The organism is Acididesulfobacillus acetoxydans, assembly GCF_902729405.1.
Classification (GTDB): Bacteria; Bacillota; Desulfitobacteriia; order Desulfitobacteriales; family Desulfitobacteriaceae; genus Acididesulfobacillus; species Acididesulfobacillus acetoxydans.
Genome location: NZ_LR746496.1, coordinates 418,022 through 431,912, shown reverse-complemented (window position 1 = coordinate 431,912; position 13,891 = coordinate 418,022). Strand labels below are relative to the sequence as shown.

General features: G+C 57.4%; 18 protein-coding genes. All 18 read left to right on the top strand.

Annotated elements, in window-relative coordinates:
* Positions 1-47: 47 nt before the first annotated feature.
* Complete coding sequence (gene glpX, locus MNU25_RS01795; protein WP_240983517.1) at positions 48-1,022, top strand: class II fructose-bisphosphatase; 975 nt, start codon at positions 48-50, stop codon at positions 1,020-1,022.
* A 104-nt stretch (positions 1,023-1,126) separates the two neighbouring features.
* Positions 1,127-1,327 (top strand): 50S ribosomal protein L31, encoded by a 201-nt coding sequence (gene rpmE / locus MNU25_RS01790; protein WP_047831115.1) that lies wholly within the window; start codon positions 1,127-1,129, stop codon positions 1,325-1,327.
* A gap of 388 nt (positions 1,328-1,715) precedes the next feature.
* On the top strand, positions 1,716-2,546 hold the full coding sequence (locus tag MNU25_RS01785) for a DUF1385 domain-containing protein (protein WP_240983516.1): 831 nt from the start codon (positions 1,716-1,718) through the stop codon (positions 2,544-2,546).
* 52 nt (positions 2,547-2,598) lie between these two features.
* Positions 2,599-3,669 (top strand): peptide chain release factor 1, encoded by a 1,071-nt coding sequence (gene prfA / locus MNU25_RS01780; protein WP_240983515.1) that lies wholly within the window; start codon positions 2,599-2,601, stop codon positions 3,667-3,669.
* The gene (gene prmC / locus MNU25_RS01775; protein ID WP_240983514.1) at positions 3,666-4,493 is read left to right on the top strand and encodes a peptide chain release factor N(5)-glutamine methyltransferase; all 828 of its coding nucleotides are present in this window, start codon (positions 3,666-3,668) and stop codon (positions 4,491-4,493) included. Before prfA ends, prmC begins: the two co-directional genes overlap by 4 nt.
* Before the next feature lie 5 nt (positions 4,494-4,498).
* The gene (locus tag MNU25_RS01770; RefSeq protein WP_240983513.1) at positions 4,499-5,560 is read left to right on the top strand and encodes an L-threonylcarbamoyladenylate synthase; all 1,062 of its coding nucleotides are present in this window, start codon (positions 4,499-4,501) and stop codon (positions 5,558-5,560) included.
* Between the two features lie 105 nt (positions 5,561-5,665).
* Complete coding sequence (locus tag MNU25_RS01765; protein WP_240983512.1) at positions 5,666-6,265, top strand: manganese efflux pump MntP; 600 nt, start codon at positions 5,666-5,668, stop codon at positions 6,263-6,265.
* Positions 6,266-6,552: 287 nt separating this feature from the next.
* Positions 6,553-7,005 (top strand): low molecular weight protein arginine phosphatase, encoded by a 453-nt coding sequence (locus tag MNU25_RS01760; RefSeq protein WP_240983511.1) that lies wholly within the window; start codon positions 6,553-6,555, stop codon positions 7,003-7,005.
* 57 nt (positions 7,006-7,062) lie between these two features.
* The gene (rpiB, locus tag MNU25_RS01755; protein WP_240983510.1) at positions 7,063-7,512 is read left to right on the top strand and encodes a ribose 5-phosphate isomerase B; all 450 of its coding nucleotides are present in this window, start codon (positions 7,063-7,065) and stop codon (positions 7,510-7,512) included.
* Between the two features lie 40 nt (positions 7,513-7,552).
* Complete coding sequence (locus tag MNU25_RS01750; RefSeq protein WP_240983509.1) at positions 7,553-8,113, top strand: TIGR01440 family protein; 561 nt, start codon at positions 7,553-7,555, stop codon at positions 8,111-8,113.
* A gap of 180 nt (positions 8,114-8,293) precedes the next feature.
* Positions 8,294-9,550, top strand: coding sequence for a serine hydroxymethyltransferase (locus MNU25_RS01745; RefSeq protein ID WP_240983508.1), 1,257 nt, complete (start codon positions 8,294-8,296; stop codon positions 9,548-9,550).
* A gap of 142 nt (positions 9,551-9,692) precedes the next feature.
* A complete protein-coding gene (upp, locus tag MNU25_RS01740; protein ID WP_240983507.1) occupies positions 9,693-10,322 on the top strand; it encodes a uracil phosphoribosyltransferase in 630 nt (209 codons plus the stop codon).
* On the top strand, positions 10,319-10,786 hold the full coding sequence (locus MNU25_RS01735) for a deoxycytidylate deaminase (protein WP_261486210.1): 468 nt from the start codon (positions 10,319-10,321) through the stop codon (positions 10,784-10,786). The genes upp and MNU25_RS01735 overlap by 4 nt, the downstream gene beginning before the upstream one ends.
* Positions 10,787-10,806: 20 nt before the next feature.
* On the top strand, positions 10,807-11,952 hold the full coding sequence (gene wecB / locus MNU25_RS01730) for a non-hydrolyzing UDP-N-acetylglucosamine 2-epimerase (protein ID WP_240983505.1): 1,146 nt from the start codon (positions 10,807-10,809) through the stop codon (positions 11,950-11,952).
* Between the two features lie 154 nt (positions 11,953-12,106).
* On the top strand, positions 12,107-12,337 hold the full coding sequence (locus MNU25_RS01725; RefSeq protein ID WP_240983504.1) for an AtpZ/AtpI family protein: 231 nt from the start codon (positions 12,107-12,109) through the stop codon (positions 12,335-12,337).
* A complete protein-coding gene (locus MNU25_RS01720) occupies positions 12,327-12,680 on the top strand; it encodes an ATP synthase subunit I (RefSeq protein WP_240983503.1) in 354 nt (117 codons plus the stop codon). The genes MNU25_RS01725 and MNU25_RS01720 overlap by 11 nt, the downstream gene beginning before the upstream one ends.
* A gap of 44 nt (positions 12,681-12,724) precedes the next feature.
* Positions 12,725-13,441, top strand: coding sequence for a F0F1 ATP synthase subunit A (gene atpB, locus MNU25_RS01715; RefSeq protein WP_240986688.1), 717 nt, complete (start codon positions 12,725-12,727; stop codon positions 13,439-13,441).
* Between the two features lie 174 nt (positions 13,442-13,615).
* A complete protein-coding gene (gene atpE / locus MNU25_RS01710) occupies positions 13,616-13,843 on the top strand; it encodes a F0F1 ATP synthase subunit C (protein ID WP_047831126.1) in 228 nt (75 codons plus the stop codon).
* Positions 13,844-13,891: the final 48 nt, after the last annotated feature.

The window sequence follows — 13,891 nt, the reverse complement described above, 5'->3', positions numbered from 1 at the left end:
CAGAGCCTTTGTGCTCTGAAAATCCGCAGAGAGAGGTGGCGGGATTTTTGGAAAGAGAATTAACGATGGAATTTGCCCGGGTAACCGAGGCGGCGGCTTTGGCCTCTGCCCGCTGGGTCGGGCGCGGGAACAAAGAGGCGGCGGACGACGCGGCTGTGGAGGCCATGCGCTCTGTCTTCGACACCATCCGCATGGATGGGACGGTGGTGATCGGAGAGGGTGAAATGGATGAGGCTCCCATGCTTTATATCGGGGAAAAGTTGGGAACCGGAGAAAGTCCGGAGGTCGATGTGGCCGTGGATCCTTTGGAAGGAACGAATATTGTTTCCAAGGGGCTGACCGGGGCGATCGCCGTAGTGGCCGTGGCTAAGAAAGGCGGTTTGCTGCACGCGCCCGATATGTACATGGATAAAATCGCGGTGGGTCCTGCGGCCAAAGGGGCCGTACACTTGGACGCCCCCGTGCGGGAGAATTTGGTTGCGGTAGCCAAGGCCCTAAATAAGAAAATGGACGATCTGACGGTTGTCATCCTGGACCGGCCGCGTCACCGGGCAATGATTGAGGAGGTGCGGAGCTGCGGAGCCAGGATACGACTGATATCGGACGGGGATGTTTCGCCGGCGGTTGCCTGTGCTTTTGAAGGAACGGGCGTTGACGTGATGATGGGAGTCGGCGGGGCGCCGGAAGGGGTTCTGGCCGCGGCGGCTCTTCGCTGCATGGGCGGAGAAATGCAGGGCAGGCTCTGGCCTGAGAATGAACAGGATGTGGAGCGAGCCAAGGTGTTGGGAATCAAGGATGTAAACAAACTCTTGACGCTAAACGATCTGGCCAGCAGCGACAACGTGTTCTTTGCGGCCACAGGGATTACGGAAGGGCATCTTCTGCGCGGCGTCACGTTCACCGCCCAGGGGGCAGTCACGCATACAGTGGTCATGCGGGGGAGCAGCGGAACAGTGCGTTTTATCGAGGCCCACCATTCCTTTGATCGGAAACCGAAGTATGCGATGAAAGGCGCCTTCTAATAGTTACGTTTTCTGTGCAAGTTTGCCGCTTCGGCTCTTGACCCGAATTTTGTTTTTGTGTTAAAATATTTAAGCTGACTGTATCCAGGGAAGAAGGTGAGGACGTGAAAAAGAAGATTCATCCGAAATATGAGCAGACCACCATTACCTGCGCCTGCGGCGAGGTGATTCACACCGCCAGTACGCGCAAGGACATTAAGGTCGAGATTTGCTCAAAATGCCATCCCTTCTACACCGGGGTTCAGCGTTTCGTCGACAGCGGAGGCCGCGTAGATCGGTTTAAGAAGAAATACGGGATGCAATAATAACGGCCTGCTTAGATGCGCGGGAGTTTTACCCGGACTCCCGGGCCGTTGTGGGGTAAAAAGGCGGAGCGCAAGCTCTGCCTTTTTACCCTATCGGCAAGTGTGTTGTGATTCACTTAACTTTAGTTGAACGAGTTTACTTTCGCACCATGGTGCGGTTTGGTTAAATCCGCCGCTCTCTGAAGAAATGCGGAGCACCGGACGAAAGGAGGACGGCGGTTTCGCACCGTATGGGGTGTCTGCCGCCGAATGTTTTATGTTGAGACACTTAGAGTCTGGGTCCCGCAAAGCCCGCAGCCAGGGCTCCCCTCCGACCTCTGATTCCCGGTCTCCCGCGAGTAAGGTCCGGCCGGTTCAGTACGGGGGGCAGGCCGTCATCGAGGGTGTTATGATGCGGGGTCCTCATGAGAGCGCTGTTGCCGTGCGCCTGCCGGACGGACAGATCGAGGTGACGTGTCAACAGACGGGTTCCTGGTCCTCCCACCCTATCTTGAAATGGCCTCTGATTCGAGGGTTCGTGGCCTTGCTCGATTCCTTGGTCGTGGGGACTAAGGCCCTGACTTTTTCCGCGAGTCGTGCTGCCGGGGAAGAGGAGGGAGAAGAACTGGGCTTTGGCGAGATGCTGTTGACGATCGTTCTCGCCTTGGGTTTGGGTTTGCTCCTCTTTGTCGGTTTGCCGGCGGAAGCGGCCCATTTGCTGCAGGGTCTGGTCCGCGGTCCGGTTTGGCAAAACCTGTTGGAGGGTGGCATTCGCCTGGCGGTCTTTCTAATCTATATCGGGGGCATTTCCCGCCTCAAAGATGTCCGGCGCCTTTTTCAGTATCATGGGGCTGAACACAAGGCAATCTATACTCATGAGGCGGGGGAGGAACTCACCGTCCGGAATGCGCGCAAATTCTCCACTCTGCATCCCCGCTGCGGTACGAGCTTTCTCCTCATCGTGGTTGTGACCAGTATTGCGGTATTCTCCTTTTTAGGTCTCAAGCCTCTGTGGTGGCGCTTTTTGTCCCGCATTCTCCTTATGCCGGTGGTTGCCGGAATCGCTTATGAGATTTTAAAGTTCACAGCCCGCCGGCTGGATTCGCCGTTGCTGGGCCGGCTCGCCGTCCCGGGGCTTTGGTTGCAGCGCCTGACGACCCGGGAGCCTGACGACAGCCAGCTCGAAGTGGCCTTGGCGGCCCTGGAGAGAGTTCTGGCATCCGGGCAGGAGCTAAGGTAAGGACCGCCCGCCCTTGCGGTGTTAAAGCACTCTGAAAAGGTAAAGGTGAAACATGCTGGAAAAATTGCAGGAAATCGAGCGGAAATATGATGAACTCTCCCAGCTTCTGAGTGATCCCGGAGTTATAGCCGATCAGGAGGTCTGGCAAAAGTATGCCAAGGCTCAAGCCGGGTTGACGGAAATTGTGACTGTTTTCAGAGAGTACCGGGAGGCAGATCGCCAGCTTCCGGAAATTGTTTCCTTGTTAGCCGAGGAATCGGATCCCGAACTGAGGGAAATGGCTGAGGAGGAGCGCAAGGGCATTGAGAAGAAGAAAGAAGAACTGGAAGGAAAAATAAAAATTCTGCTACTGCCGAAGGATCCTAACGACGACAAGAATGTCATCATGGAAATCCGGGCAGGGACGGGCGGGGAGGAAGCCGCTTTATTTGCCGGCGACTTATATAAAATGTATTCCCGTTACGCGGAAAAGCAGGGGTGGCGGACAGAACTTCTCAGTGCCAGCTATACCGATATCGGGGGTTTTAAAGAGATTGTCTTTTTGGTGGAAGGACAGGGCGCCTTCAGCAAACTCAAGTTTGAAAGCGGGACCCACCGGGTACAACGAATCCCGGCCACTGAATCGGGAGGGCGGATTCATACCTCTGCCGCCACGGTGGCAGTCTTGCCGGAGGCGGAAGAGGTGGAGGTGGACATTAATCCCAACGATATACGGGTAGACATTTTTTGTTCCAGCGGGCCGGGCGGACAGTCTGTCAATACAACTCAGTCTGCGGTCCGGATTACCCACCTGCCGACGGGAATTGTCGTTTCCTGCCAGGACGAAAAGTCTCAGCACAAGAACAAAGATAAAGCCCTGCGAGTTTTGCGGGCCCGGCTGTTGGAGCGGGCCAAGGAGGAACAGATGGGTGAAGTGGCCTCGGTGCGCAAAAACCAGGTCGGAAGCGGAGACCGGAGTGAACGGATTCGGACCTACAATTTCCCGCAAGGACGGGTGACGGATCATCGGATTGGGTTGACGCTCCATCGTTTGGAAGCGGTGCTTTTGGGGGATCTCGATGAAATCATCCAAGGCTTGACGACATCGGAGCAGGCCGAACGCCTCAAAGCCGAGGTCGTATGACGATCATGGAGGCCCTGCGCCGGGGCGAAGCGCAGCTGGGGGCCAAAGGGGTGGAAGACCCGCGCTTCAATGCCGACCTGATGCTGGGCGCGGTGCTGGCGCTGGCCCGGGATCGTCTCTACCTGGAAAGGGAGCGGGCCCTGGGGCCAGAGGAAGAGAGGCGTTTTTCCGACTTGCTCTCCAGGCGCGGGGCCGGAGAACCCCTGCAGTACATTCTGGGCAGCCAGGAGTTTATGGGTTTGAACTTCTGCGTTGACAGGCGCGTCTTAATCCCGCGGCCGGAGACAGAATGTCTGGCGGTTCAATTCTTGGCGGCGGTTCCGGCGGCAGAGACGGTGAAAGTATTGGATTTGTGCACCGGAAGCGGCGTCTTGGCCCTGACCGCGGCCGTGTATCGCCCCGGGGCCCGTGTGACCGGGACGGACTTGTCCGCCGACGCCCTGGCTGTGGCAAGGCTCAACGCCCGGCGGCTGCAGGCATCGGTGGATTGGAGACAAGGCGACTTTCTGGATCCGGTCAGGGGAGAAAGCTGGGATTGGATCTTGTGCAACCCTCCTTACGTAACCTTCCGCGAGTACGAAGCCACGGCTCCCGAAATCCGGTTTGAACCGAAAGAGGCTCTGGTGGGGGGAGAGGATGGCTTGGACTTCTATCGGCGCTTAGCTTCGGAGGTGCGGGCTTTTCTCAAGCCCGGGGGAAGACTGTTGCTGGAGATCGGTTGGCAGCAAGCGGCGGCTGTCTGCGCCCTGCTGAACCAACGGGGTTTGAAGACCGAAGTTTTCCGGGACCTGGCCCGCAAGGACCGGGTGATTTTGGCGAGGTGAGAAACATGGAGACGAAAAGGATTTACATCAGTACCTCTCAGCCGGGCAGGGAGGCTTTGGCCGAGGCGGCGCGTATCCTGCGGGACGGGGGCCTGGTGGCGTTTCCGACGGAAACGGTCTACGGTCTGGGAGCCAATGCCGTGGATGCAGCCGCTTGTGCTCAAATTTTTCGGGTGAAGGGCCGCCCTCAGGACAACCCTCTCATTGTGCACGTGAGCGGCAAGGCTGAGGCCTTGCCTTTAATCAGAGAATGGAGTGAGGCCGCGGAACTGTGTGCGCGCAAGTTCTGGCCGGGGCCGCTCACTTTAGTCTTGCCCAAAAGTTCGGTCATTCCGGATGAGGTGACGGCCGGTCTAGACACGGTGGCGATCCGCGTGCCCAGCCATCCGGTCGCTTTGGCTCTGATTGAAGAGACGGGGCTGCCGGTGGCGGCTCCGAGTGCCAATTTGTCCGGAAGACCGAGTCCGACCAGCGGAGCGCATGTCTGGCAGGATCTGAGGGGGGCGGTTCCCCTGATTCTTGATGCGGGCAGTACACAGGTGGGCCTTGAATCCACGGTTCTCGATCTGAGCGCCGGAATTCCCACGATTCTGCGTCCGGGAGGGGTCACCCGCGAACAGCTGGAGAGGCTGCTGGGGCAGGTCAGCGTCGATAAGCCGTCTTCGGACCGGCCGCCCAAAGCTCCGGGCATGAAGTATCGTCACTATGCTCCCAAAGGGGATTTGCAGGTCATCGGCGGGGTGCGGGAAAAGGGCCTGGAACGGATGGCGGAGGAGATTGCCAAGGCACACCGGCGAAACAAGAAAGTAGGGGTCCTTTGTACTTTGGAAAGTGCCCCTGTTTTGCATGCCCAACTTCCTGACCTTCTGTTTGTCTTGGGTTCGGAGGGGCGTCCGGAGGAAATGGCGAGCAACCTCTTTGAAGGCTTGAGGCTTTGTGACAGCCAGGAGATAGAGGTCATCCTGGCCGAAGGAACGGAGGAAAGCGGAATCGGAGTTGCGGTTATGAACCGCCTGAAGAAAGCGGCCGGACAAAAAGTCATCCCGATTTCACCTGCGCAGGGGTAAATACGGCGGGAATGCCGCCGCGGTTGCGGGCATATGATTAAAGAGCCTCGGCGGCAGGCTGCTGAGTGTTGACGGGGCGTTGAAAGCGACCGGGGGGTGCAAAGCTTGAGTCAGGGCTGGGTTGTCGTTATAGCCATTGCCTTGGGAGCGGATGCTTTTTCTCTGGCCCTGGCCATAGGACTTACCGGAATCAGCAAGCGGATGATCTTCCGCTTAACCGTGCTGGTGGCCTTGTTTCATGTCTTGATGCCTTTGGCCGGGTTGGTTGCGGGCCAGACTTTGGGCCTGTTCCTGGGGCGTGTCGCCAAAGGCGCAGGCGCCCTGATCCTCTTCTGGCTCGGCGCCAGAATGCTCTATCCGGTCTTGAGGCCTAAAACGGAGCACCGGTCCCTCTCCAGGGGCAGGGGGACAGAGCGGGAAAGAAAGCTGCCCGCCGGGATTTCCCTGGAAGGGGCAGGGCTTTTCGCGCTGGCCGCGGGCGTCAGCGTGGACGCCCTGAGTGTGGGGTTTTCTCTGGGGACGATGGGAGGCGCGATTGGCCGGACAGTAATCATCATCGGCTGTGCAGCGGGTTTTATGACCTTGGCCGGCCTTATTTTGGGGCGGCTCCTGGGGACTTGGGCCGGCGAAAAAGCGGAGTTCTTCGGCGGTCTCGCTCTGGTTCTGATCGGTCTCAAGATTGCCCTGGCGCTTCCGAAAGTGTAGCGTCGGAGGGGCCGCGTGTATCCAAAGTCCTGCCCGCGCCGGATGAGCCGAGTGTTTCCCGGGGGCTTGCGGACAAGCCTGACCCTTATGGGGCCGGTGCGAAACAGTACCGCGGACGTTTCGGCTGTGCAGATGACCAAGGACCCTGAGTGCGTGGAATTTAGGGCGGTTCTCGGAACGGGATTCCTGCGGACAAGCTTTGTCAGAGCGGATCTAGGGGGAAGGCTCACTTTTATGTTATACTTGATAGGACCCGGTCACCCGGAGGAAGGGGAACGGAGAAGGCTATGGACATTTTATTCGTTTGCAGCGGCAATACCTGCCGGAGCCCGATGGCTGAAGCGATCGCCAAGAGCATGTTCGGCTCCGGGGTTAGGGTTCATTCGGCCGGTATCGGGGCCTGGGAAGGAGACGGAGCCAGTCCGCAGGCTCTCAAGGTCATGGAGGAACGGGGCTTAAGTTTATGGGAGCATCGGGCGACCCGGTTGACGCGCTCCTTGGTGGCGGGGGCGAGTTGGGTGATTCCCATGACCCGGGATCAGGAACGCGTGCTCAAGGAAAACTATCCCGAGTCGGCCGGAAAGATTCGGCGCTTGGGGGACTGGGGTCAGATGTCCGCCGATGTGACGGATCCGTGGGGGGGATCGCTGGAACGTTACAGGGAGTGTGCGCATGAGATCGCGCGCTTACTCGAAGACGTCCGCGCGGCCCTGGCAGGTCCTGAGGAAAACCGGGCATAGAATCCGGGAAAAGTTCAAAAACTAGGGATCAAAGGGAATAAGGTGGAGGCGGAGAAGATGAAAGTGGCCTTGGGCGCGGACCACGGGGGATACGAATTAAAAGAAGCGGTGAAAACATTTTTGCAAGAAAAAGGAATCAGTGTGCTGGACCTGGGGACGCATTCGACGGCCTCCGTGGATTACCCCACCTACGGCTTTGCGGTGGGCAGTGCCGTGACGGCAGGTGAAGCGGATCTCGGTATTGTGGTCTGCGGCACAGGCCTGGGGATCTCCATGGCGGCCAACAAGGTCCCGGGCATTCGGGCTGCCGTCTGTACCGAGACCTATTCCGCCCGCATGGCCCGAGAGCACAACGATGCCAACGTGCTGGCCTTGGGCGGCAGGGTGACGGGAGTCGGGCTGGCCCAAGACATCGTGGAAGTTTTCTTGCGCACGGACTTCGCCGGGGGGCGTCACGCCAAAAGGGTAGGGATGATTGCCGCCATCGAACGCGGTGAGAAGATTTAGAGAGGAGGGTGCAGGCCCCTCGCGGGACCTGCGTTGAGAGATGCCGGAAGAATTGGACGAGATCCTGAAAGATATTTCTCAGACCTGGGACAAGGTGCTGAGGGACTTTTTTCTGCAGGCCGGTCTGCAACCGCGGCAAATTCTCGTTCTCGGCTGCAGCACGAGCGAGGTTTTGGGTCAGAAGATAGGCCGGGGGAGCAGCCTGGAAGTGGCGCAGGTCTTGCTGCCCCCGCTTCTGGAGAGAACGCGCCGACTCGGCCTGTTTTTGGCGGTACAGGGGTGTGAACATATTAACAGAGCGCTCGTGGTCGAGGAAGCGTGTGTTGATTTCTACCGCTTGGAAGCGGTGACAGTTCTGCCGGCCTTGCACGCCGGAGGCGCTATGGCGGTTAAGGCCTGGGAGCGGCTGGAGGCGCCGGTGATGGTCGAACGGATTCAGGGGCACGCGGGGATAGACATCGGAGACACGTTTATCGGCATGCATCTGAAGCCGGTGGCGGTCCCGATCCGTTTGTTTACAAAATCCATCGGGCAGGCGCACCTGACTATGGCGCGGACCCGGCCCCGGCTGATCGGGGGCAAGAGGGCGGAGTACCCGTAACGGAGGCCGGAGGGTCAGAGATCAGAGGTCAGAGGTCAGAGGCCGGAGGGTCAGAGGCCGGAGGGAACGAAGACAGTTGCGCCGGTGATTTAGCTCATGGCCGTAACGGAGGTCAGAGGCCGGGGTGACACTCGTCCGAAAGAAATAGCACTCAGCAAGGATAAAGGAGTTGGAACAGGAATGGATAGTATCAAAAAGTGGGTGGAGCCGCAGGATCCGGAAGTGGCAAAGGCGATTGAACTTGAGGAGAACCGACAAAGAAACAAGATAGAGCTCATCGCGTCCGAGAACTTCGTCAGCCGGGCTGTCATGGCAGCCCAAGGTTCCGTGCTTACCAACAAATACGCGGAGGGGTATCCGGGCAAACGCTATTATGGCGGCTGCGAAAATGTCGACATTGTGGAAAATATCGCGCGGGACCGCGCCAAGAAAATATTCGGAGCCGAGCATGCCAATGTTCAGCCTCATTCGGGTACCCAGGCCAATGTTGCCGTATATTTTGCCGTGCTGAAACCCGGAGACACGATTCTGGGCATGAACCTGGCTCACGGAGGTCATCTCACCCATGGGAGCCCCGTCAATCTTTCGGGGAAATATTTTAATGTCATCCCCTACGGCGTCAGGTCTGATACGGAACGTATCGATTATGACGAGATCAGAAATCTGGCCCGTGCGCACCGCCCTAAGATGATTGTGGCGGGCGCGAGCGCCTACCCCAGGGTGATAGACTTTCCGCTGCTTCAGGAAATTGCGCGGGAGGCTGGGGCGTACCTGATGGTAGACATGGCTCATATCGCGGGTCTGGTGGCGACTGGACATCATCCCAGCCCCGTTCCCTACGCCGACTTTGTCACCACGACGACGCATAAGACTTTGCGCGGCCCGCGGGGAGGACTGATTCTTACCAAGGCCGACCACGCTCAAAAAATCGACAAGGCCATTTTCCCCGGAATACAGGGCGGTCCGCTCATGCACGTCATTGCGGCTAAGGCCGTAGCTTTGGGCGAGGTGATGCGCCCTGAGTTTAAGGAGTACTGCGGGCGCATTATTGACAACGCCGCTGCGCTGGCGCAGGCTTTGTCGGCCGAGGGTTTCCGTCTGGTTTCCGGCGGTACCGACAACCACCTGGTTCTTGTCGATGTGCGCTCCAAAGGCCTGAGCGGAAAAGACGCCGAACATATTCTGGATGAAATCGGGATTACAGTCAATAAAAATACGATTCCCTTCGACCCGGCCGGTCCGAACGTGACCAGCGGGATCCGCCTCGGAACTCCTGCCGTAACCACCCGGGGCATGACGACGGACGCCATGGGACGTATCGCCCGGGCCATTAACCTGGCTCTGACCTCCCAGTCGGATGCCGCCAAACTGGCGGAGGCCGGGGAAATTGTCGCCGGGCTCTGTCAGGAGTTTCCGCTTTACCGGGATCTCGGCTAGGTCAGAGGCAGACAGTGGAGTCGGCTCCCACTTGCGAAAGTGGGAGCCTCATGACGGGATGCCCCGTATGACCGGACGTTACCGGCTGGTTTCGGGGTTAAGAAGAGGTGTAAAAGTTCCAGGAGAGGAGTGAAGTTTGCGGATGGCCAATCTGCACATTCTTGATCACCCGCTCATACAGCATAAGCTTTCCCTGATCCGTGACAAGAACACCGGTTCCAAAGATTTTCGCGACTTGGTGGAAGAAGTGGCCATGCTTATGGCCTATGAGGTGACCCGGGATTTCTCCTTGCAAGACGTAGAGATCGAAACACCTGTGGCCATGGCGACTACCAAAATGATCTCGGGAAGAAAAGTCGGGCTGGTCCCTATTCTCCGGGCGGGGCTGGGTATGGTGGCCGGAATGCTGAGGCTCATCCCAGCGGCCAAGGTAGGGCATGTCGGGCTTTACCGGGACCCGGAGACCCTGAAGCCGGTGGAGTACTATTGCAAACTCCCCCCCGACGTGGAAGAACGGGATCTGATCGTGATCGATCCGATGCTGGCTACCGGAGGCTCGGCGAGCGCCGCCATTACTTTTCTGAAGCAGCGGGGAGCGCGAAATATCAAGCTCATGTGCCTGATCGCCGCTCCGGAAGGGGTGGAAGCCGTGGACAGGGTTCACCCCGATGTTGATATTTTTGTCGCGGCTGTCGATAAACACTTAAATGAACACGGCTACATTGTGCCCGGGTTGGGAGACGCCGGGGACCGGCTCTTCGGCACGAAATGAGCGCGGCACAGGATGAGCGCCCAAGCTGGGATGATTATTTTATGCAGCTGGCGCAAGTTGTGGCCGGACGGTCGACTTGCCTGCGCCGTCAGGTCGGGGCGGTTATTGTCAAAGACAAGCGGATCTTGAGTACGGGTTATAACGGCAGCCCCAGTGGACTTAAACATTGCGCCGAACTCGGCTGTTTGAGAGAGGCCCTCAACATTCCTTCCGGCCAGCGCACCGAGATTTGCCGGGCAGTCCACGCCGAGCAGAATGCCCTGGTACAGGCCGCCAAGCACGGGATCTCTATTGACGGGGCGGATATTTATACCACGGTGGAGCCGTGTGTGCTTTGCACAAAACTTCTCATCAATGCCGGAATCCGCAGGGCGGTCTTTCTGCTTCCCTATCCGGATGCGCTGGCCAGGGAATTGGCTGAAGAAGCAGGGATGGAAAGAGTGCGGTTGGGGCCGGCGTTTTGAGAAAGTGAACGGGGGGACTTATGGAGCAGGAATACAACGTGATGGTCGTTTTTGGCACGCGTCCCGAAGCGATCAAGATGGCCCCGGTGATCAAAGAACTGCGCATGACCCCGGGAATTCACTGCACTGTCGCCGTGACGGCCCAGCACCGGGAAATGTTGGATCAGGTCTTGAACCTCTTCGGGATCATGCCGGACTATGACTTGAACCTGATGCGCCGGGGGCAGACTCTGCCCGATCTAACCTGCCGGGCGCTCAACGGGCTGAGTGAGGTCTTCCGCAAAGAGAAACCCTTTCTGATCCTCGTGCACGGGGATACCACGACGACTTTCGCGGCGGCTTTGGCGGCCTTTTACGCCCGAATTCCGGTTGGGCATGTGGAGGCCGGGTTGCGTACAGGGGATAAATATTCCCCCTACCCGGAGGAAATCAACCGTAAATTGACAGGGGCCCTGGCGGATGTTCACTATGCCCCCACGCCGACGGCCCGAGCCAACCTTTTGCGGGAAGGAGTGGAGCCCCGGTCTGTCCTGGTGACGGGAAACACCGTGATAGATGCGCTCTTGGCCACGGTGCGGCCGGATTACCGCTTTGAGAGCGAAGAACTGCAGAGAATTTTGCGGGCAGGGTCGGGCGGCCGGATGATTCTGGTCACGACGCACCGCCGGGAGAATTTGGGGGAACCCATGCGGGAGATTTACCGGGCCTTGGTACAAGTTTTGGTGGAATTTCCGGACGCCTATGTGGTCTTCCCGGTTCACCGCAACCCGGAGGTGAGAAAAACTGTGCGCTCGGTTCTCGGAGATCTGCCCCGGGTTCACCTAATCGAGCCCTTGGATTACGAGCCTTTTGCCAACCTTATGGCGCGTGCTCACTTTGTGCTGACTGATTCAGGCGGGATTCAGGAAGAAGCACCCTCTTTGGGCAAGCCGGTTTTGGTGGTACGGGATACCACGGAGCGGCCGGAGGCCGTAGCCGCGGGCACCGTCGCCCTCGCCGGTACGGAGTATGAAAGAGTACTTTGGCATTTACGCCGGCTCCTGGGGGACAAGGCCGCTTACGAGGGGATGGCCCGGGCGGCCAATCCTTACGGGGACGGCCGGGCCGCCCGGCGCATTGCGGAGCATATCCGCAAGCGATCACGGGGTCTTATTGAGTCATCTTGAGCGGGCTGGGGCTTGACAAGGTATAGGACCCGGTGGTAATGTTAAAAATATACAGAGAAAAAGACGAAAATTCTTCGCTCGAAAAGCAGGAATTCGGACTTGAATGGCGAATTAGCAATCGTGAACGGTTTAAGGGGTTTCTGAGGAGTTTCTTATGAAGGACGGCCGGAAAGGTTGGCTGAAAGCGGTATCCGTCGGCTCCACGATTCCTGTTACTTTTGTCGGAACAGTGATGGGTGGATTTTATCTGGGCCGCTATTTGGATGACCTTTTGGGAAGCCGGCCGTGGCTACAGCTTTTACTTATGTTTGGCGGGATGATCTTGGGTGGGTTTTATCTTGTTTATGTGTTAAAGGCCTTGGGGACGGCGGACGATGAAAAGTAATTCGGTCGCCTTGTGGGTAGGCGTGTCCGGCCTGTTTTTTGCGATAGCTTTGAGCGATCGCTGGGACCTTCTGGGAGCGGTAGTCGGTTATCTCTTGGGTTTTCTGAATTCCGCGTGGCTCTATCGTGACACCCAACGCATCGTCGAGATGGATTTGCGCGGGGCCCTGACCAGAATGCGCCGCAGTCTCTTTGCTCGCCTCGCTCTCGTAACGGCGGTAGTCGTCGGGGTGGCCCGTTTGGAAAAGAGCTGGCTGCCTGATTTAGCCTTGGGGATAGCGGCAGGGTTGTTAATATCCCTTGTCTCTTATATGCGCCGTCAAATTATGAACGGAAAGGAGTGATATAAGAAGTGAATGAAGAAACCATAATTTGGCACCTGGGAAGCATGACGTTTCACGCCCGTACTCTGGTAATGACGTGGATGGTCATGGCCGTCATGTTGGTTTTTATGTTTATCGGCGTACGCAGGTTGACGAGCGGAAAGCCTGGCAAAATGCAGAACATTCTGGAATGGATTGTCGATTTTGTTTCGAAGTTGGTATCCGACAACGGCATGGAGATGGAAAAAGCCCGCCCCCTTTTAAGTTACCTTCTGACGTTAATCATGTTTATTTTCTTCTCGAACCTGGTCAGCGTGGTTCCCAATTTTACCTTTAACCTGTTCCAATATTTCCATATCGATGCCGGACAATTGAACAAGATCTTCGAAGGAGCGACTTTGCAGGCCCCGACCGCCGACATCAACACAACTCTGGCCTTGGCTATCTTAACCATCATTCTGGTCGTCGGCATGGGAATCAGACACAAAGGAGTCCATTACTTCCATCATTTTGTTGAACCGTTTCCGGTGTTCCTGCCCATCGAACTATTGGATTTGCTGGCCAAGCCGATGACACTGGCCTTCCGTCTTTTCGGAAACATCTTTGCCGGTGAGGTTCTGATCAAAGTTATCCTTATGCTTCCCGGCGTCTGGGTTTTACCCGGGGTTATTCCGAACACCATCTGGCTCGGATTCTGTGTTTTTGTCGCAGCTATCCAATCCTTTGTCTTCACGGTTCTCACGACGGCCTACATTTCTCAGGCGGTGGCAGAATCGCACTAGGGGGCTAGGCGGCTTAGCGATTGTGCTTGTGTTCTTAAAGTACTAATTGAGGTTTGAGGGCCTGAGTTCAACCGACATATGGGCCTTAATGCCCGCCGATTTTCAGCGCGTGAAGTGCTGAGAGTATAATTGATTCCAATACTTTTCCGGATAATTTGAAAGGAGGAAACTCTTGTGGATGTACATTCAGCTGCCGCACTCAGTGCGGGGATTGCAGCCGGTTTAGCGGCGCTCGGAGCCTCACTTGCCAATGGTAACGTTATTTCTCGGACGGTGGAAGGAATCTCTCGTCAGCCGGAGGCCAAAGGAAGCTTACAGTCCACCATGTTTATCGGCGTCGGCCTTATCGAAGCTCTTCCGCTCTTAGCCTGGGTTCTGGGACTTCTTCTCTATCTGAAGTAAGAGACCGATGCGGGTGTGTCACCCGCGGCTTCAAGGGGGGACGACAAG